Origin of the sequence: Paraburkholderia aromaticivorans (assembly GCF_002278075.1) — a bacterium.
GTDB lineage: Bacteria > Pseudomonadota > Gammaproteobacteria > Burkholderiales > Burkholderiaceae > Paraburkholderia > Paraburkholderia aromaticivorans.
In genome coordinates, this window is sequence record NZ_CP022989.1 from 2,192,831 (window position 1) to 2,210,930 (window position 18,100).

Sequence of the window (18,100 nt, forward strand, 5' to 3'; positions counted from 1 at the left end):
GTCAGCGCACGATCTGACTGGCTTCGTGCACCAGTTGCGCATACAGCGTATGCCGCTCGCGACGAATGCGGCCGTCCGCGACCGCTTCGAGGATCGCGCAACCCGGTTCATGCAAGTGGTGGCAGTTGTAGAACCGGCAGTTCGGCAGTAACGGCCTGAACTCGGGAAACGCGCGCTCGAGCCGGCCCTCGGTCAGATGATGCAGGCCGAATTCCTGAAAGCCCGGCGAGTCGATCAACGAGCCGCCTATGCCGTCCGCACTGTCCGGCAGCGGATAGAGGCGCGTGAAAGTCGTCGTATGGCGCCCGCTGTTGAGTGCCGTCGAAATCTCGCGCGTGGCGACTTCCGCATTCGGAATCAGCAGATTGACCAGTGTCGACTTGCCCATACCCGACTGGCCGAGCAGCAGCGTCGAATGACCATGCAGATGTTCGATCAATGCGGCGCGCGCGGCCTCGGGCTGTGTCTTGATGGACACTTCCACGACCGTGTAGCCCAGCGCGCGATACGGCTCGAGCCGCTTGCGCGCGCCTTCTAGCGCATCGGTGACGTCGGTCTTGTTCAGCACGATCAACGGCTTCAGCTCGTTCGCCTCGGCCGCGACGAGCGCGCGCCCGAGCAGGTCTTCGCTGAAGTGAGGTTCGGTGGCGAGCACGATCAATAGTTGATCGAGGTTGGCGGCGAACAGTTTCGACTTGTACTGATCCGAGCGATAGAGCAGATTGCGCCGTTCGCCGATCTCGACGATCACGCCTTGATCCGCCGAAGCCGGCTCGTAAATCACACGATCGCCCACCGCCACTTCGCTGCGCTTGCCGCGCGGGAAGCATTGGAGCATGGCACCACCGTCTTCAGGCGCGACCAGGTAGTGGCGGCCATGCGCGGCCACCACGAGGCCACCTACGCGCGTGGCGGACGGCGCGCGCGGCGCTTTCGGGGAGCGGCCGCTCATGCGTGCCGCAGCAGGCGGTCGATCCGCTGCGACGCCGGCGGATGCGAGTAGTAAAAGGCGGTGTAGAGCGGATCGGGCGTCAGGGTCGACGCGTTGTCCTCGTACAGCTTGACGAGCGCGTTGACGAGGTCTTGCGCGTCGGTCTGCGTCGCTGCGAACGCGTCGGCTTCGAACTCGTGCTTGCGCGAGCTGAGGCTGCCGAGCGGCGTGACGAAGAACAGGAACACCGGCAGCGCGAGGAAGAACAGCACCAGTGCGAGGCCGCTATTGCCGCCGACCAGCGACGGCCGCACGCCCAGCCCTTCATAGAACCACACGCACTGCGTGAGCCAGCCGAGCAGGGCGAGCATGGCGAGACTGATCGCGAAGGTGACGAGCATGCGCTTGATCACGTGACGGCGCTTGAAGTGGCCGAGCTCGTGCGCGAGCACGGCTTCGATCTCGCTGCCCGACAGGCGCGCGAGCAGCGTGTCGAAGAACACGATCCGCTTGGCCGCGCCGAAACCGGTGAAGTAGGCGTTGCCATGTGCCGAACGGCGGCTGCCGTCCATTACGAAGAGGCCTTTGGCGGCGAAGCCGCAGCGTTGCATCAGCGCTTCGATGCGGCTTTTCAGCGCTTCGTCCTTGAGCGGCTCGAACTTGTTGAAAAGCGGCGCGATAAACGACGGATACAGCACCAGCACGAGCATCTGGAAGACGACCCACACGATCCAGGTCCACAGCCACCACAAGCTGCCCGCCTGGTTCATCAGCCACAGCACGACGAACAGCAGCGGCAGGCCGAACGCGGCGCCGAGCAACACGCCCTTGATCCGGTCGACGAAGAAAATGCCCTTGCTCATGCGGTTAAAGCCGAAGCGCTGTTCGACCACGAACTGGCGGTAGTAATCGAACGGCAGGTCGATTGCGCTCGTGATCGCGATCACCGCGGCGACCAGCGCCATCTGGCCGATGTAACCACGGCCGAGCCGGTCGGAGATGCCCAGATCGAGCGCCTGCACGCCGCCGAGCAGCGTGAGGCCGATCAGCACGGCCGCGCTGACGACGATCTCGATCATGGTGAGACGGGTGCGCTCGACGGTGTAGTCGGCGGCGCGCTGGTGCGCGGTGAGCGCGACGGTGCCGGCGAACTGGCTCGGCACCTGCTCGCGATGGCGGGCCACGAAGCGGATTTGCCGCGACGCGAGCCACAGTTTGGTGCCGACCATCGCCACGACGGCGACGACGAACAGAACGGTGAAGTACAGGGTAGGCATCCGGGGATTCCGTGGTATCTATGCGAGAATTATATGTTTCTTCCCGCTTCGCGGCGGGGAGGGTGAGCTCAAACCGGCTCGCACCAGCTTAATCCAATCTCAAACGAACAATCGCCGCGGCAGGCGGGCTTGCAGGCAAGCCGTTTGCCCGGCCATCAGGGTTGCCTTCATGACTGACATCCTCGCATCCACCGAACAGCCGCCGCTCGTGCGCAGCGACATGAATCTCGTCTGGCTGGACATGGAAATGACCGGGCTCGAGCCCGATTCCGACCGCATCATCGAAATCGCGGTGGTGGTGACCAATTCGACGCTCGACAGACTGGTCGAAGGCCCGGTTCTGGCGATTCATCAGAGCGACGAGACGCTCGCCAGAATGGATCAGTGGAATCAGAACACCCATGGCCGTTCGGGCCTGATCGACCGGGTGAAGGCCTCCACGGTGAGCGAGGCCGACGCCACCGAACAGATCCGCGAGTTCCTGAGCGTCTACGTGCCGCCGGGCAAATCGCCGATGTGCGGCAACTCGATCTGCCAGGACCGCCGCTTCATGGCCCGCTGGATGCCGGATCTGGAGCGCTTCTTCCATTACCGCAATCTCGACGTCAGCACGCTGAAGGAGCTGTGCCGCCGCTGGCAGCCGGCCATCTACAAGGGCTTCCAGAAACGGGCGATGCACACGGCGCTCGCCGACATTCACGAGTCGATCGACGAACTGAAGTACTACCGCGAACACTTCCTGATCCCGTCGGCGCCGGATGCCGCCGGCGGTGCGGAATAACGGGGCTGATCTGCTTCGACGCGTAACGCGCCGGTGGCTGGCCGGCGCGGCGCCGCCTTCCGGCTGGGCGCACCTCGCTGGTCGCGGCTGACTGGCGCCTGCCAGTTCCCAGCGCCAGAGCGCGACTCAAAACCGAAGCCCCGGATCGAAGCCAGACGGCCAAATCACAGCGGCCAATCCGCGCCCTGATTCCAGCCTATGCAGACCTGGGCGCGCGCTGCGCGTTCTTCGGCCGGAACGCCTTCACCACGTCGGCGTTGGTTTCCACATACGGCCCGCCGATCAGATCGATACAGTACGGCACGGCGGCGAAAATGCCCGGCACCTTCACCGCGCCGCCCGCTTCGGCGTCGCGCAAACCTTCCAGCGTTTCCTTGATCGACTTCGGCTGACCCGGCAGGTTGATGATCAGCGCTGCGTGCTCCGCCGTTTCGCGGATCACCGCGACCTGGCGCGACAGAAGCGCGGTCGGCACGAAGTTCAGGCTGATCTGCCGCATCTGCTCGCCGAAGCCGGGCATTTCCTTCGTGGCGACCGCAAGCGTCGCCTCGGGCGTCACGTCGCGGCGCGACGGGCCGGTGCCGCCGGTGGTCAGCACCAGATCGCAGCCGACCTCGTCGACCAGTTCGGTCAGCGTGGCGGAAATGGTCGGCGCATCGTCCTGAATCAGGCGGGTGACCACTTGCCACGGCGACGTCAGCGCCGCGCCGAGCCATTCCTGCAGCGCGGGAATGCCTTTGTCCTCGTAGACGCCGGTGGAGGCACGGTCGCTGATCGACACGAGGCCGATCACGATTTCGTCGGGGTGATTACGCGTCTGCTTACCGGTGGGTTCAGGCGTCGCGGTCGTCATCTTCGTCGTCCAGAGCGTCGTCGGCGTCGGAGTCGGTCTGCGCGGACGGGCCGTCCGCGTTCTTGATCCACTGGAACAATTCGCGGAAGTAGCGCGGCGGCTTGCTTTGCTGCGCTTCCTTGCGCGCGTTGCGGATCAGCGTGCGGCCTTGCTGCGGGTCGGCGTTCGGATGCTGGCGGATGAAATCGGTCAGCGCGGCGTCGTCGGCGAGCAGTTTTTCGCGGGTGCGCTCGATCCAGTGGAGCTTGGCCGTTTCCGCCTTGTTGACGCCGTTGTAGGTGTCGAGCGCGGTGCGCAGCGCGGCGGTTTCCTCGTCCAGCAGCGAGCGCATCACGCGGCCGACGTATTGCACCTGGCGGCGCTTGCCTTCGTGATCGGTGATGCGGCGTGCTTCGCGCACGGCGTCGTCGAGCTTTTCGGGCATCGGCATGCGCTTGAGCGCGTCTTTGGGCAGCGCGATCAGCGCCGCGCCCAGTTCCTGCAGCTCGTGCATTTCGCGCTTGAGCTGGGACTTGCTGGGACGGTCGTAGCCGTTTTCGTCGACTTCCGGCTCGGCGGATTCGATCGGTTGAATGCGGGTTTTGCGTGTCATACCGATATTGTAGCGTGCCGCGCCCGCCGAACCGCCGTGCTGCCGCGTACAAGGGCTCGCGCCCCGCGAAGCGATGGCGGCGCGGCGCTCAGGAAAGGCGCAGCGAATGCCAGGTACGGCGTCGCGTACCTTGCTATGATCGCGGGATGCGTCACCCGACACGGGCACGCGCGCATGCGCGAGGCATGTGCGCGACCGGTGCGAACACAGCGAACGTAGCGAACACACCCAGGGCCGCTCGGCCCCGAACAGGACGGCAACGACAATGGCAGCAGACATGGACGTCAAGCAGCGCTTTTTTCCGCATACCCAGGATGAACTGAAGGAAATCGCCTCGGACATCCTTCGTCACGCGAAGTCGCTCGGCGGCACCGACGCGGCGACCGAGATTTCCGAAGGCGACGGCCTGTCCGTCTCCGTGCGGCGCGGCGAAGTCGAGACGATCGAACACAACCGCGACAAGATGGTCGGCGTGACGGTGTTCATCGGCAACAAGCGCGGCAACGCGAGCACTTCGGACTTTTCGTCGCAGGCTTTGAAGGACACGGTCGCGGCGGCCTACAACATCGCGCGCTTCACGGCTGAAGACGACTGCGCGGGTCTGGCCGAAGCCGAATTGCTGGAAACCGCGCCGCGCGATCTCGATCTCTATCACCCGTGGAATCTGTCCGCGGACGAAGCGGTGGAAATTGCACGCCGCGCGGAAGACGCAGCGTTCGCAACCGATCCGCAGATCAAGAATTCGGAAGGCGCGAGCGTCTCGGCGCAGCACTCGCAGTTCGTGCTGGCCACCTCGCGCGGCTTCCTCGCGGGTTACCCGTACTCGCGCCACTACATCGCGTGCGCGCCGATTGCGGGCAGCGGCCGCAACATGCAGCGCGACGACTGGTACACGTCCACGCGCAGTGCCGAAGAACTGGCCGATCCGGAAGCCGTGGGCCGTTACGCGGCGCAACGCGCGCTGGCGCGCATCGGCGCGCGCGGTCTGGATACGCGCAAGGTGCCGGTGCTGTTCGAAGCGCCGCTCGCCGCGGGCCTGCTCGGCGCATTCGTGCAGGCCACGAGCGGCGGCGCGCTGTATCGGAAGACCTCGTTCCTCGTCGACAGCCTGGGCAAGCCGGTGTTCGCGCCGCACGTGCAGGTGGTGGAAAACCCGCATATTCCCCGCGCCATGGGCAGCGCGCCGTTCGACGAAGAAGGCGTGCGCACCCGGGAGCGTTCGGTGGTGAAGGACGGCGTGGTGGAAGGCTATTTCCTGTCCACCTACTCGGCGCGCAAGCTCGGCATGCAGACCACCGGCAATGCGGGCGGCTCGCACAACCTGTCGCTGCTGAGCTCGAACACGCGTCCCGAAGACGACTTCGAGGAAATGCTGCGCAAGCTCGGCACCGGCCTGTTGCTGACCGAACTGATGGGGCAGGGCGTGAACTACGTGACGGGCGACTACTCGCGCGGCGCGTCGGGCTTCTGGGTCGAGAACGGCAAGATCCAGTATCCGGTCGAGGAAATCACGGTGGCGAGCACGCTGCAGGAGATGTTCCACCACATCGTCGCGATCGGCGCGGATACGATCACGCGCGGCACCAAGAAAACCGGCTCGGTGCTGATCGAGCGGATGACGATCGCGGGGCAGTAAACCGGTCTTGCCGCTGATCGGCCGGCCGTCGGTTCGTCCGGAGAAACGAAAACGCCACGCGAGATAATGCGTGGCGTTTTTTTTCAGGCGGGGCGGCGACTGTCTGCTTCGAGCGAGTTGATCACGCGTGATGTCAGGCGGCTACGGGCGGCTGCAGGGCGTCAGTCGCCTCGGGCGCCTTTGCGCCGATACGTCACGAATGCGTAGTCGAAGTCGTTCGGTGCATCCGCGCGGTGGGTTTCATGCGCGACTTCTTCCCACTCGGTTTCGTCGAGTTCGGGGAAAGTGGCGTCGCCTTCGAAGTCGGCGGAAATTTCGGTGATGATGAGCTTGTCCGCCTGCCGCAAACCTTCCTCATACAACTGCGCGCCGCCGATCAGGAACGCTTCGGGCGCCTGATCCTGAGCGGCAAGCTTGAGCGCCTCTTCGAGCGTCGTGGCTGCATCGCAGCCCTGGAAACGCCGCGTGGCATCCCGCGTCACGACAATGTTGCGGCGTCCGGGCAAGGGCCGGCCGATCGACTCATGCGTTTTGCGGCCCATGATGATGGGCGCGCCCATGGTGGTGCGCTTGAAGAACGCGAGGTCTTCGGGAAGTCGCCAGGGCAACTGGTTGTCGCGGCCGATCACGCCGTTATTGGCGCGAGCGACGATCAGGGTGAGCGTCGTCATCGAATGGAAAGGGGAACGTAACCGGCTGATTCTACCTGACGCGCCTGTCCTCACCGCCGGGGCGGGTGTCGGCGTGGTGGCAGGGCGCGCGGCGGCATCGGAGCCGGCACGCACAGGCCGTGCGCACCCTGCGTTGCGCGGCGGCCGGATGAGGCCGCCAGTTCACGCGGCGGTGTCTGGCTCGCCGCGGTGACCGACGGGCGAACGCATCATTCCCGCGTGCCGGCGTCCACGGCGAACGCCGCCTTCTCGTCGGCGGCGCTCATTTCGCGCAGCCCATGCTGGCCCATCAGCCGATATAGCGTCACACGCGAAATGTTCAGATCCGCCGCCGCCTCGTTCAGCCGGTGACGATGACGCAGCAGCGCCGCTTCGATTGCGCGCTTTTCGGCGGCTTCGCGCGCTTGGGAGAGCGTCATGGTCTGCTGCCCGGTGAAGTGCGCGAGATCGAGGTCGTCGGCGGAAATCAGCTTGTTCTCCGCCATCACGATCGCGCGGCGCACCCGGTTGATCAGCTCGCGCACGTTGCCGGGCCAGTTGTAGTTATAGAGCGCCTCGATCGCCGACGGCGTGAAGCCGCGAATCTTGCGCGCGCTGTCGGTCTTGAACTTGTGCAGGATGTGATGCGCGAGAATTTCGATGTCCTTGCCGCGCGCCCGCAGCGGCGGCTCGTCCACCCGCAGCACGCAAAGCCGATGAAACAGGTCGGCGCGGAACAGTCCGTCGCGCATCGCGCCTTCCAGATCGACGTGAGTCGCGGAAATGATCCGCACGTCGACAGGAATCGATTCGCGCCCGCCGAGCCGCTCGATCTTGCCTTCCTGCAGGAAGCGCAGCAGGCTCGCCTGGCTCTCGAGCGGCAGGTCGCCGATTTCGTCGAGCAGCAGAGTGCCGCCGTCGGCGGCTTCCACCCGGCCTATCTTGCGCTGATTCGCGCCGGTGAAGGCGCCGCGTTCGTAGCCGAATAGTTCGGATTGCAGCAGGTGGTGCGGAATCGCGCCGCAATTGATCGCGATGAACGGCGCCTTGCGGCGCGGCGAACGCTCGTGAATCGCGAGCGCGGTGAGCTCCTTGCCGGTGCCCGACTCGCCCGCGATGAACACGCTCGCGTCCGTGTTCGCTACCTTGCGGATGGTGCGAAAGAGCTGCTGCATGGCTTCGCAGGTGCCGACCATTTCCTCGTCGCCGGACTCGTTCACGGGCGGCGCGGCGTCGGGGTCGCACAGCGTCACCATGCCGAACGCGTGGCCGACGAGGTAATCGACCGTGGCGTTCGCCACCGGCGTCTTCACGAAGTCGAAACAGTAGTGGCGCACGAGACGCCGCACCACCGGATCGTTGAGCCGCTCGCTGGTGGCGAGCGCGATCCAGCCGACCTGCTGCTGGCGCAGACCTGCTTCCAGCCCGGCCAGCTCGCGCGGCGGAAAGCTCGCCAGATCGACGATGCCCGCGCATGCCACGTCGGGTTTCACCAGCCGGCCGAGTTCATACGCCGAGCGCGCCGCCACGACGTGCCAGCCGCGACTCTGCAGATGCGCGATCAGCGTGTCGTCCGCCGTGCGCGCCACGTACAGCAGGAGGCGCTCGACGCCGCACCCGGCCACCGCGGCCAGGGGCGCCGCGCCGCCGGGCTCCGCCGCCACCGCCGGAGTTCGGGCCGACGCTCTCTCGCCCGGCAGCGCGCGCGGCAGATGCGCCCCCGCTCCGGCTACCGGTGCAACACTGGTCAGGTGAGGTGATTCACGCACGTTCGACCTCGTATCGTTGGCACGTCAGAATGTATAGGGAAACCGCACGCCGACCACGAAGTTCGGCGCGTCGGGCGTCAAGCCCACGGAGACCGAGCCGTTGATGGTCAGGTGCTTGTTCACGACGTGATTCAGGCCAAAATTCAGCGCCGCGGCGGTGGTTTCGCTGCCCGGCACCTTTTCGTATGAGCCCCCCGGCGCGCGCGTCTTCGATTCGGGTTCGAGCGCCATCGTGTACGAGATGCTCGCCGAGTCCTTGTCGGAGAACGCGAGCGCCACGCCGCCGCCGAACTGCACGATGTCGCCGAGCTTGACCGTCGCCGGCTGGGTTTGTCCCTGCACCGACGAAATGTCCGCGAACGAGCGCGCAATGTTGTAGGTGTACGAAAGGCTGCCGAACAGCACGACCGGGTCGTAGGTCTTCAGCAGCGAGACACCGGCCGTGATGTTCCAGAAACCGGTGCCGGTGGGCAGCTTGCTCGGCGCCACCAGATTGGTGTTGTTGGCGTCCACCTGCACCAGCTTCAGGCCGAACGGCGAGGTGCCGGTCGGCGCCTTGATGCGCAGACTGCCGACCACGTCCGGCAGGCTGTTGGTCTCCTTCAGGAACTGGTAGTAAAGCCCGAAGTTGACGTCGCCGATATTGCTGCTGTTCACCGCCGCGTCCGACATCGTGCTCGCCGCGCCGCCCGCGCCGCCCACAATGAAGTTGCTATGCCGGTAGATGTACGGCACGTCGACGTCGATGCTCATACGGTCGGTCAGGCCGTAGCGTGTATCGAGATCGGCCATCACCTGGTGCGACTTGGTCTCGCCGAGGTTGATGTTGCCGAGGAAAATCGCGTCGAGCGCGAGGAAGCCCGACAACTGCAACTGGCGGCGATCGTAGTAGGTGTCGCTGATACCCCAGTCCATCGTCAGCTTGTGGTCGAAGAGCGGGGCGTGCTCGCGCTGCACCACCGCTTCTTCGGCCTGCGTGCGCACCGGTTCGGCCGCCTTCTGCGTCTGGCCGATGGCGCCGCTGCCGTCGGTCGCGGACGGCAGGCCGCCCGCGCTGCCGCTGTCGGGCGGCGGCGGATAGACGGGCACGCCGGTCGCCGTGCCGGTATTGCCGCCGGGCGCGGGCGCGCCCGGATTGATCTGGGCGAGCGGCGGCAACGGCATCGACAGGCCGTCGGCGCCGGGTCGTTCCGCCACGGCTTCGCTGCCGGCCGGCGCGCCGGCGCCCGGTATGCCGCGGCCGCGTTGCGCCATCTCCAGATTGGTCACCTGGCGCTCGAGAGAATGAATCTGCCGCTGCTGCTCGTCGACGACCCGCATCAACGTATTCAGACGTTCTTCTAGCGATTGTCCGGCGAGCGCCTGCGCGCCCGCCCCTTGGGAAAGTGCGAATAGCATCACGGCGGCCGGAATGGCCGCCAGTGCCATGCGCGGCACTTTTTTCGATGAAAGATTATTCATTTGTGTTCCCCCGGTGTTTCCGGCCGCGCGTCGCCCGTCTCCCGTCTCCGGTCCCATGCAGCAGGGTGGCTGACGGCGTGCGGCCTTATCTGTACTGCTCTTGCTGCACTCGGCGGGTGGCGGCCCGCATGCTTATCTCCTGTTTTGCAGAGCTTGTAGAACGCCTAACTGACGAAGCATGGCGGCCGACATTTGCTGCGTCTGCAAATGCAGCTGCAATGCGTTGACGGCTTGCTGGCTATTGCCCGCGATCTGCAGCAACTGGGCGATTTGCCCGTTGCCGGGTGCGATGGTCTGGGTGGCGAGTCCAGCCGGCGTCTGCAGCGCGACACGGATGCCGTCGCTGCCGAACGAGATGCCGGCTTTGACGGAGCCGGTCGAATTGCTGGCCGCGGCTGACGGGGCATTGGCGGTGCCCGCGAGCATCGCGGCGTTGTTGTTGAAATCGATGAGCGCGGAGTTGATGCCGCTGTTACGGTCGCCGGCCACCTGAGTGACTTGCGACACACCGTTGACCGAAATGCTCTGGCCTCCGTTGACCTGGGCATTGGGATTGGCCCCGGCGTTATTGGCATTGGTGTGACTGCCGGGGCCGCCGCCGCTCACGCTCGCCAGCGTGCTGACGGCGCTGGTCGTCTGTCCGGACGCGTTCTGTGCGGCGCTGAGCGTGCCCTGGGCGAGCGCGGTCACGCCGTTGGGCAGATGCCATTGCGAAATGACGTTCAGAACGAAGCCGGAGATCATCGTGCCGCCGGCATATTTGCCGGTCTGGCCGGCGAGGACATCGTCGTCCACCAGTTGCACCTTGACGGTGGCGGAACCGATGTCGTGAGACGCGAGAGGTTCAGGCGCCGGCGCGGAGCCGGCGCCTGATGCTGCCTGGGCGCTGCCGCCTGGTCCGCTCAAGCCGCACATCATCGTGCAGATCGCGAACCCGAGCTGGGTGAGGTGTTGCTTCATGGTGGTTCAGAACAGGTCTGCCTTGATCAAGCCGTACTCGACGAAGGGAGTCGCGGCCGTGCCGTTGGCCAGCGCGTTGGCGCGCAGCTTGAGCGCGAGCGACTCGTTGTCCTGCAAGAGCGGGGAATCCTCCCTGAAGGGTTTGCCGAGGACCGCGAATACCAGGCCGTTCCAGGTCCGGATGAAGTCCTCTTCGAGCACGATGCGATTGCCGAGCGCCGGATCCGCGATGAACACGCGGCCATCCTGGGCATGCTTGACGATCACGAAATGCTCGTACCCGTCGATGTTCATGAGAACCATCACGGGAATCTGCAAGTGTTGGAGCGCGTTGGCGTTGACCCGGAAGCCGCGGCCGCGCAAACCGACGGTCTCGACGAATTTCTTCATGTCGAGCATGGAGAAGCCATTCTTGACAACCACTTCGGGCGTGGAGAACACCATCATCCGGCGAATCAGTTCGGTCTCCGGAATGTCGATGCCATAGCCGTACTTGAGGAGCGTAGCGAGCGCCGCCGCACCGCAGCTGTAATCGAACTGCTGATTGACGATGTGGCTGTAGCGGATGTCCTTCATCGAGCGCACCGTCTTTTTCAACGGAACGCCCGCCAGCGTGGATGTGTCGATGCTCGCCTGTGCGCAACTCTGGCCCGCGCACAGCGTGCAGCCTGCCAGCGCTACAGCGAACCGTAGCGCCGGGAATCCCTTGAACCCGGACATGCTGGTCTCCTGCTCTATACGCGCCGGCCGCTGCGTATGGCGGCCGGCGCGCCTCCCCCTGACTGCCTGCTGGCTTCTGATGCCTGCTGCCGGCTTAGTGGCCGCTGTTCAGCGCGGCGATCGCGAGGCCGTTGTGCTGCAGGTTGCCCGCGCCGCCCGCGATGTTCACGCCGATGTTGCCGGACGCGTTGGCGAGCGAGTTGGCGCCCAGCATCGCGGTGCCCTGGAATTGACCCGTGACCGTCATGCCGGCGGTTTGCGAGTTGTCATCCGTGGCGACCATCGCCGTGGTCAGCGCATTGCCCGGCTTGGTGGTCGTCACTGCACCGGCGAGGCTGTTGTTCTGCACGTTGCCGATACCCGAGGCGACGTTCACCCCGACGTTGCCCGTCACACCCGACAGCGAGCCATCCCCGATCGACGCGTTCAGATTGAAGTTGTTGATCCTCGCGCTGCCACCGGTCGATTGCGTATTGAAGATCTGCGCGTTGCCGAACACGTTGCCGATATCGACCGAGGCCAGCGACACGTCGTTGCTTTGCGCGTTGCTGATACCTTCCGCGATGTTGATGCCCAGGTTGCCCGAGACGCCGTTGGCCGCATTGGCGCCGGTCGTGGCGTTCAGCGTGCCGGCTGTTTGCGTGTTGATGTGCTGCGTCACGGAGCCCCTCGTGGATACGTCCGTCGTGGCAAGGCTCGCGTCGATGCCGAATGCCGCGGCGTAGGCGTCGGTGGAGGACGTCCGGCTGGTCCGGTAGCCCGACGACTGTTCGCCGACCGCGGCGAAGCCCGACCCTTCGCTGGCCTTGTAGCCCCATACCTTGCCCTGTCCGGATGCCTCCGTTGCCTCGAAGCCGCCGGCAAGGCTCGATTTGTTGGCGTAGCTCGATTCGCTGTAGCCGGCCTGCAATCCACCGGCGGCATGGAACGTCCCGGCGCCGAAGAACGGTGTGTTGAAGGCCGCATAGTTGTAGCTGCCGCCGATCGAGCCGCCGGCCGCGAGATGGCCGCCTGAGTTCTGGCTGGTATGCGAGAAGCTGCCCGCGATCCCCGCTGCCTGCTGGCTGGTCTGATAGCCGCCGCCCGCGACGGTGGCGCTCTGGCTGCCGTACACATAGCCGCCCGATGCCTGATAGCCCTGCGCGCCGACCGACGACTGCGAGTGGCTTTGCGATGCCATCGCGAAGACCGAGCCGCCGCCCTTGATCGACGAAGCGTGGTTGTTGTAGGTGGTGGTCACGCGGCCGGTCGTATAGCTCTGCGCCGGCGCGTTGAGCGTAGCGTTGACGTTGACTGTCTGGTTGTTGTTGATCACCGCGCCCGCCGTGCTGGACACGTGCACGCAGCCGAACAGGCCGACCAGACCTTCGACGCCGACCGCTTCGCCGACCAGGGTGGCATTGAACAGGTAGGCCTTTTGCGGTGCGGCAAACGCGCTGCCGGATGCGGCAACGAGAACGGCTGCGGCAATAAGAGTGCGCTTCATGATTCGCTCCGATACTTAAGTGTGGTCAGTTAAAAAAAGTGCCCGCCGGGGGACGGAGCACAAAACTGTTTGCCGTGGCATTACCGGCGCCGGCCGTCTGGTTGATCTGCACGATCCCGTTGACGTTCTTGAAGGCATCGCTGGAAATGTTTGCCTCGCGAACCCCACGAACCCCGATGGATTGACCCAGACCGCCGTTTTTCGGGGCCGTCGCGGATAGCTCCCCATCCGAAACGGTCTCGACTCCGAGCGCCGCAGTGCCCAATTGGGTGCTGTTGCGCTGCAGATTCCCTGCTCCGGCGGACTGGTTCACCAGCACCGCACCGGATGAATTCGAAAAAGCATTGGCTTCGATCGAAGCCCGCGCGCTCGTGACCTTCGCGGCCACGGCGGCGCTCTGCACGCTGGCGTTGCCGTTGTCGGCCGCGCCGCCGTTCGACACCGTGATCTGATTGGCCTGCGCGTTGTTCAGACCGGCCGCTTCGTTGACCGCGAACGCGCCCGTGACGCCGGCGGCCGCGCCGTTGGCGATGGTCGAGGTGGCGCCGAGCGTCGGCACCGATTGCGCATGGGCGTGACTCGCCACCAGCGCGGCACCGCCGATGCAGACGCACAGCGCCGCATGCAGCGAATGCAGCTTGAGCGGGCTCATGAGCGGGTTCATTTCAGACCGCCGAGCGCGCCGGTCAGCGCATTCGATAGCGGCGCCAGCGCGCCCGTCACCGACGAGGTGATAGTCCCGCCGATGCCCGGAGCCGGCAGGCCGATGCCGCCGGAATTCAGCGCCACGTTGTTGCCGGTCGCCTTGCCGCTGAGGATCTGCGTGACAGCCTGCATGCCGGTGCCGCCGAGCACGCCGCCGTCCGCCACGCCGCTGGACCCGTGCGCATTGGTCAGATCGGTGTCGCCCACGATCTGGGCGACCGCCGGATTGAACGAGTTGGCCGGGAAAGTGGTGGCGCGCACGGCGACCGGGTCCTGGCTTTTCGGCACCGGTATGAAAGCGTCGCGCGGCGTGATCGTGCGCTCGACGATGATGTCGCCAGGATTGACCGCCTGTTGCGCCAGGGCGTCGGCGGCAAAAGAGGCGCCAAGCAGACCGACGACGCTTGCCAGTGCCGCCGGCAGGAGGATGGCCGACGACACCCGCGACCTGAAGGCGTGCGGCGTCCGGATAGAGGTGGTCATGTCGGTCCTTGCTTGCGTCTTGTTTTGTGTGCGGGCGGTGTGTTCGCTACACCGCCACCCCTGTTTGCATCGCTAATCGGTTCGGGCTACTTTCTTTGGTAACTGGCGACGTTGCCCTGGGCCGCGCGCGCCGCGTCGACCGGGATCGGTAAAGGCGAGGGCGGGGCGATCTCGTCCCACAGCGTCACGCGGCCGCCGCCGCTGTTGCCGCGCATGAGCTGCGGCGTGCCGGCGCCCATCACCATGCCGAGCGCGCCGCCGCGTTGCCGCGAGAGCACCTGGTCGTCGAGAGAGAAATCGTTCATGGATGCACCATCGGCCGGAATGCTGAGCACGTTGGCGGCGAATTGGCGGGCGCCTGTGAAGGCGCGCGCTTTCGTATCGATGGAGGCGGCTCGCGTGAGCGTCGCGTCGGAGGAAGTGGCGGAACCGGCATCGGCGGATTCCGCCGGCGTGGCCGATAGTGCGGGTTCGGCGTCGTGCGCATTGGCGCCAAACGGCAGCATGGCCAGCGCGATCGCGGTGCAGAGGGCCGCGTATGGTGCAACGCGGCTCAGATCGATGCGGAAAACAGGTCGCATGATGTGTCTCCTTGGTGCACGGCATTTAGCGAAACGTGTGCCATCGCGCGCAATCCATTGGTGGATCAGGACACGAAGCGAAACCTCGAAGCAATGATTGAGAAATTCGACAAAAACGTTTCAGCGCTGAAACGACAGGCAGGAAATACCTCTAATTTGTTAATCCGGGCGGTATGAACTACCTTCACGTCAACGTCAGGTAAAGCGCTTCCACTAATCTTTTATTCGTCGGCTGAATAATGTTTTTTGCTCGCAGAGCCTTGGTGCGTAAGGGGTACACGATTAAATTCGCATAACTGTTTTCCAAGCGGCGCGCGTATAGTAAGCTCTCGGAAAAGAGCTTCAGATTTAAAAAAGCCCGCTAACGGGCCGTCTCAAACACACACACGCCGCTTTCTTGGGGATCAGCTGTCCGCACGGAATGGAATGGCCGTTCGGTTTTTGCTATTGCGCGAATCCCGAATGAGTCAGCGTGTCTGAATTCGGTTCAGGTGCGTGCGTCATCCTTAACGTTCGTTGACGAGAGGATCTGAATAATGGAACCCGCAACGCGACAACTGATTTACGTTTCGCGCGATCCGAGCGCGGAACTGAATACTCGGTTTCATCAGCGCGGCTGGCACGTTGAAGTCGTAGGGTCGGCGCGCGACGTGCGCCGGGCGGTTCGCGCCGGAATGGCGGCGGGAGGTCTGCTCGATCTGTCTAGCGATTTTCAGCCACACGAAATCGCTGCCTTCGAATCGTGCCTGACCATGCCGAATGTGGGCTGGGTTGCGGCCACCATGCCCGGTCAACTGCAGGACGCCGCGTTGCGTCGGCTGGTACGCGATTATTGTTTCGACTATGTGACGGTGCCGTATTCGGGCGACCGGATCGTCGACTCGGTGGGTCATGCATACGGCATGATTTCCTTGGGCGAGCCCGCTTCGAACGATGCATCGCAAGGCGCTGAAGGCGAAATGGTCGGCTCGTGCGACGCCATGCTCGCGCTGTTCCGCTCGATCCGCAAAGTGGCGATGACCGATGCGCCGGTGTTTATCTCGGGTGAATCGGGCACAGGCAAGGAACTGACGGCGGTCGCGATTCACGAACGCTCGGCGCGGCGCAATGCGCCTTTCGTGCCGATCAACTGCGGCGCGATCCCGCCGCATCTGCTGCAATCCGAGCTATTCGGCTACGAACGCGGCGCGTTCACCGGGGCCAATCAGCGCAAGATCGGACGGGTGGAAGCGGCCAACGGCGGCACGCTCTTTCTCGACGAAATCGGCGACCTGCCGCTCGAAAGTCAGGCAAGCCTGCTGCGCTTTCTGCAGGAGCGCAAAGTGGAGCGGCTGGGCGGGCACGGCGCGATCGACGTCGACGTGCGCATCATCTCGGCCACGCACGTGGACATGACGGCGGCGATGATCGAGGGCCGCTTCCGTTCCGACCTGTATCACCGCCTGTGCGTGCTGCAGATCGACGAACCTCCGCTGCGCGCTCGCGGTAAGGATATCGAACTGCTTGCCCGGCACATGCTGGAACGTTTCAAGAAAGATGCGAGCCGCCGCTTGCGCGGCTTCGCCCCGGACGCGATCGCGGCACTGCATAACTACGGCTGGCCGGGCAATGTGCGCGAGCTGATCAACCGGGTGCGGCGCGCCATCGTGATGTCGGAAGGTCGTGCGATCACGGCGCGCGATCTCGAACTGGCCGAATACGTGGAGATCGTGCCGGTCTCGCTCGCGCAGGCGCGCGAGGCGGCCGAACGCCAGGCAATCGAGCTGGCGTTGTTGCGCCACCGCGGGCGCTTGGGCGACGCCGCGCAGGAACTCGGCATCTCGCGCGTCACGTTGTACCGGCTGCTGTGCTCGCACGGCATGCGGCATATGGAAGGCGAGCCGCTGGCTTCGCCGCACGGCGATTTGCCGGCTTCGGTACCGCATCTGTGAGTCGTCTGACCGGCCTCGTGTTTGTGTTGGCCGGTCAAACGGGTTTCGGCGAAGGATTCAAGGCGTTCGAGCCACGCTGTGACCGCGCCGCGCTATGCGCGCGCCATCCCCTTCAGTTTCCCCGCGATATTTTGGATGCCGGGCGCGCCGACCGGGCGCCGTCTGGCCGCGCTTGTTAAAATCGGGTTTTCCGCTCAATCCCCGTGGCGCCCGGATCGATCCCGACAGGCGCCGCGTCGAAGGAACCCGAATGAAACAATATCTCGACCTCGTCCGCACGATTCTCGACACCGGCACGTGGCAGGAGAACCGCACTGGCATCCGCACCATCAGCATGCCGGGCGCCATGTTGCGCTTCGACCTTCAACAAGGCTTTCCCGCGGTCACCACGAAAAAGCTGGCGTTCAAATCGGCGGTGGGCGAACTGGTCGGGTTTCTGCGTGCCTCGCGCAGCGCTGCGGATTTCCGCGACCTCGGCTGCAAGGTGTGGGACGCGAACGCCAACCAGAATCCGCAGTGGCTGGCCAATCCCTATCGCGAGGGACCGGACGATCTCGGCGACGTGTACGGCGTGCAGTGGCGCCAATGGCCCGCCTACAAGGTGTTGAACGCAGACGCGAGCGCGCAGCTTGCCGACGCGAGCGCACGCGGCTTTCAGCTGGTGACCGAATTCGAACAAGACGGCAGCCGCAAAGTGCTGCTGTACAAAGCGATCGACCAGTTGCGTCAGTGCCTCGACACGATCATGCAGAACCCGGCGGACCGGCGCATTCTGTTTCACGCCTGGAACCCCGCGGTGCTGGACCAGATCGCGCTGCCGGCTTGCCACCTGCTTTACCAGTTTCTGCCGAACGTGGTGCGCAAGGAAATTTCGTTGTGCCTCTATATCCGCAGCAATGACGTCGGGCTGGGTACACCGTTCAATCTGACCGAAGGTGCCGCGCTGCTGCACCTGGTCGGTCGTCTGACGGGGTATACGCCGCGCTGGTTCACCTATTTCATCGGCGACGCGCATATTTACGAGAATCAGCTCGACATGCTGCAGCAGCAACTAGAGCGCGAGCCGTACGAAAGCCCGGCTTTCGCGATTTCGGACCGCGTGCCCGAGTATGCGAAGACCGGTGTGTACGAGCCAGAATGGCTCGAGAAGATCGAGCCGTCGGACTTCTCGCTGGTCGATTACCGGCATCACGAGCCGCTCACGGCGCCGATGGCCGTTTGAGCGCTAGCGGGCAAGCTGCCCGGTCTGCACGAAGAAAACCCCCGCGATGCGAATCGCGGGGG

Annotated in this window: 17 protein-coding genes; 4 read left to right on the plus strand and 13 right to left on the minus strand. The window is 64.8% G+C overall.

From position 1 onward, the window contains the following. Position 1: 1 nt before the first annotated feature. Together rsgA and CJU94_RS10090 are read right to left on the minus strand one after the other, a co-directional pair. Complete coding sequence (gene rsgA / locus CJU94_RS10085; protein ID WP_095418567.1) at positions 2-952, minus strand: ribosome small subunit-dependent GTPase A; 951 nt, start codon at positions 950-952, stop codon at positions 2-4. Beyond that, positions 949-2,208, minus strand: coding sequence for a M48 family metallopeptidase (locus tag CJU94_RS10090; RefSeq protein WP_095418568.1), 1,260 nt, complete (start codon positions 2,206-2,208; stop codon positions 949-951). Before CJU94_RS10090 ends, rsgA begins: the two co-directional genes overlap by 4 nt. Before the next feature lie 169 nt (positions 2,209-2,377). Between CJU94_RS10090 and orn the strand changes: the two genes are divergently transcribed. Further along, complete coding sequence (gene orn / locus CJU94_RS10095; RefSeq protein WP_095418569.1) at positions 2,378-2,989, plus strand: oligoribonuclease; 612 nt, start codon at positions 2,378-2,380, stop codon at positions 2,987-2,989. A gap of 196 nt (positions 2,990-3,185) precedes the next feature. Here the strand turns inward: orn and mog are convergent, their stop codons facing one another. Beyond that, positions 3,186-3,842 carry a molybdopterin adenylyltransferase gene (gene mog, locus CJU94_RS10100; RefSeq protein ID WP_095418570.1) on the minus strand — a complete coding sequence of 219 codons (657 nt, stop codon included), beginning with the start codon at positions 3,840-3,842 and terminating at the stop codon, positions 3,186-3,188. Further along, on the minus strand, positions 3,823-4,434 hold the full coding sequence (gene yjgA / locus CJU94_RS10105; protein WP_095420282.1) for a ribosome biogenesis factor YjgA: 612 nt from the start codon (positions 4,432-4,434) through the stop codon (positions 3,823-3,825). Before yjgA ends, mog begins: the two co-directional genes overlap by 20 nt. A 265-nt stretch (positions 4,435-4,699) precedes the next feature. On the opposite strand from yjgA, the gene pmbA reads away from it, so the two are divergent. Continuing rightward, positions 4,700-6,070, plus strand: a complete 1,371-nt coding sequence (pmbA, locus tag CJU94_RS10110) for a metalloprotease PmbA (protein ID WP_095418571.1) — start codon at positions 4,700-4,702, stop codon at positions 6,068-6,070. 161 nt (positions 6,071-6,231) lie between these two features. Here the strand turns inward: pmbA and CJU94_RS10115 are convergent, their stop codons facing one another. From CJU94_RS10115 to CJU94_RS10155, 9 genes are all read right to left on the minus strand, one after another. After that, on the minus strand, positions 6,232-6,741 hold the full coding sequence (locus CJU94_RS10115; protein WP_095418572.1) for a dihydrofolate reductase: 510 nt from the start codon (positions 6,739-6,741) through the stop codon (positions 6,232-6,234). Positions 6,742-6,950: 209 nt separating this feature from the next. Beyond that, entirely contained in the window at positions 6,951-8,489 is a 1,539-nt protein-coding gene (locus CJU94_RS10120; protein ID WP_095418573.1) for a sigma-54 dependent transcriptional regulator, read from the minus strand. A gap of 24 nt (positions 8,490-8,513) precedes the next feature. Continuing rightward, a complete protein-coding gene (locus tag CJU94_RS10125; RefSeq protein WP_208645303.1) occupies positions 8,514-9,950 on the minus strand; it encodes a hypothetical protein in 1,437 nt (478 codons plus the stop codon). Between the two features lie 132 nt (positions 9,951-10,082). Beyond that, complete coding sequence (locus tag CJU94_RS10130; RefSeq protein WP_095418574.1) at positions 10,083-10,910, minus strand: peptidase C39; 828 nt, start codon at positions 10,908-10,910, stop codon at positions 10,083-10,085. A 6-nt stretch (positions 10,911-10,916) separates the two neighbouring features. Next, positions 10,917-11,630: a C39 family peptidase gene (locus CJU94_RS10135; protein ID WP_095418575.1), complete on the minus strand. Its 714-nt coding sequence runs from the start codon at positions 11,628-11,630 to the stop codon at positions 10,917-10,919. Between the two features lie 94 nt (positions 11,631-11,724). Continuing rightward, positions 11,725-13,116: a hypothetical protein gene (locus CJU94_RS10140; protein WP_095418576.1), complete on the minus strand. Its 1,392-nt coding sequence runs from the start codon at positions 13,114-13,116 to the stop codon at positions 11,725-11,727. 25 nt (positions 13,117-13,141) lie between these two features. After that, on the minus strand, positions 13,142-13,780 hold the full coding sequence (locus CJU94_RS10145) for a hypothetical protein (RefSeq protein WP_208645304.1): 639 nt from the start codon (positions 13,778-13,780) through the stop codon (positions 13,142-13,144). Then, positions 13,777-14,304, minus strand: coding sequence for a hypothetical protein (locus CJU94_RS10150; RefSeq protein ID WP_095418577.1), 528 nt, complete (start codon positions 14,302-14,304; stop codon positions 13,777-13,779). Before CJU94_RS10150 ends, CJU94_RS10145 begins: the two co-directional genes overlap by 4 nt. A gap of 86 nt (positions 14,305-14,390) precedes the next feature. Beyond that, positions 14,391-14,885 (minus strand): hypothetical protein, encoded by a 495-nt coding sequence (locus CJU94_RS10155; RefSeq protein WP_095418578.1) that lies wholly within the window; start codon positions 14,883-14,885, stop codon positions 14,391-14,393. 536 nt (positions 14,886-15,421) lie between these two features. On the opposite strand from CJU94_RS10155, the gene CJU94_RS10160 reads away from it, so the two are divergent. Together CJU94_RS10160 and CJU94_RS10165 are read left to right on the plus strand one after the other, a co-directional pair. After that, a complete protein-coding gene (locus CJU94_RS10160; RefSeq protein ID WP_095418579.1) occupies positions 15,422-16,816 on the plus strand; it encodes a sigma-54 dependent transcriptional regulator in 1,395 nt (464 codons plus the stop codon). Between the two features lie 250 nt (positions 16,817-17,066). Then, a complete protein-coding gene (locus CJU94_RS10165) occupies positions 17,067-18,038 on the plus strand; it encodes a thymidylate synthase (RefSeq protein ID WP_095418580.1) in 972 nt (323 codons plus the stop codon). Positions 18,039-18,100 lie beyond the last annotated feature (62 nt).

Excerpts from the sequence above, each read along its gene's own strand:
- rsgA (WP_095418567.1), bottom strand. The coding sequence starts at position 952 with ATGAGCGGCCGCTCCCCGAAAGCGCCGCGCGCGCCGTCCGCCACGCGC.
- CJU94_RS10090 (WP_095418568.1), bottom strand. The coding sequence starts at position 2,208 with ATGCCTACCCTGTACTTCACCGTTCTGTTCGTCGTCGCCGTCGTGGCG.
- orn (WP_095418569.1), top strand. The coding sequence starts at position 2,378 with ATGACTGACATCCTCGCATCCACCGAACAGCCGCCGCTCGTGCGCAGC.
- mog (WP_095418570.1), bottom strand. The coding sequence starts at position 3,842 with ATGACGACCGCGACGCCTGAACCCACCGGTAAGCAGACGCGTAATCAC.
- yjgA (WP_095420282.1), bottom strand. The coding sequence starts at position 4,434 with ATGACACGCAAAACCCGCATTCAACCGATCGAATCCGCCGAGCCGGAA.
- pmbA (WP_095418571.1), top strand. The coding sequence starts at position 4,700 with ATGGCAGCAGACATGGACGTCAAGCAGCGCTTTTTTCCGCATACCCAG.
- CJU94_RS10115 (WP_095418572.1), bottom strand. The coding sequence starts at position 6,741 with ATGACGACGCTCACCCTGATCGTCGCTCGCGCCAATAACGGCGTGATC.
- CJU94_RS10125 (WP_208645303.1), bottom strand. The coding sequence starts at position 9,950 with ATGAATAATCTTTCATCGAAAAAAGTGCCGCGCATGGCACTGGCGGCC.
- CJU94_RS10130 (WP_095418574.1), bottom strand. The coding sequence starts at position 10,910 with ATGAAGCAACACCTCACCCAGCTCGGGTTCGCGATCTGCACGATGATG.
- CJU94_RS10135 (WP_095418575.1), bottom strand. The coding sequence starts at position 11,630 with ATGTCCGGGTTCAAGGGATTCCCGGCGCTACGGTTCGCTGTAGCGCTG.
- CJU94_RS10140 (WP_095418576.1), bottom strand. The coding sequence starts at position 13,116 with ATGAAGCGCACTCTTATTGCCGCAGCCGTTCTCGTTGCCGCATCCGGC.
- CJU94_RS10145 (WP_208645304.1), bottom strand. The coding sequence starts at position 13,780 with ATGAACCCGCTCATGAGCCCGCTCAAGCTGCATTCGCTGCATGCGGCG.
- CJU94_RS10150 (WP_095418577.1), bottom strand. The coding sequence starts at position 14,304 with ATGACCACCTCTATCCGGACGCCGCACGCCTTCAGGTCGCGGGTGTCG.
- CJU94_RS10155 (WP_095418578.1), bottom strand. The coding sequence starts at position 14,885 with ATGCGACCTGTTTTCCGCATCGATCTGAGCCGCGTTGCACCATACGCG.
- CJU94_RS10160 (WP_095418579.1), top strand. The coding sequence starts at position 15,422 with ATGGAACCCGCAACGCGACAACTGATTTACGTTTCGCGCGATCCGAGC.
- CJU94_RS10165 (WP_095418580.1), top strand. The coding sequence starts at position 17,067 with ATGAAACAATATCTCGACCTCGTCCGCACGATTCTCGACACCGGCACG.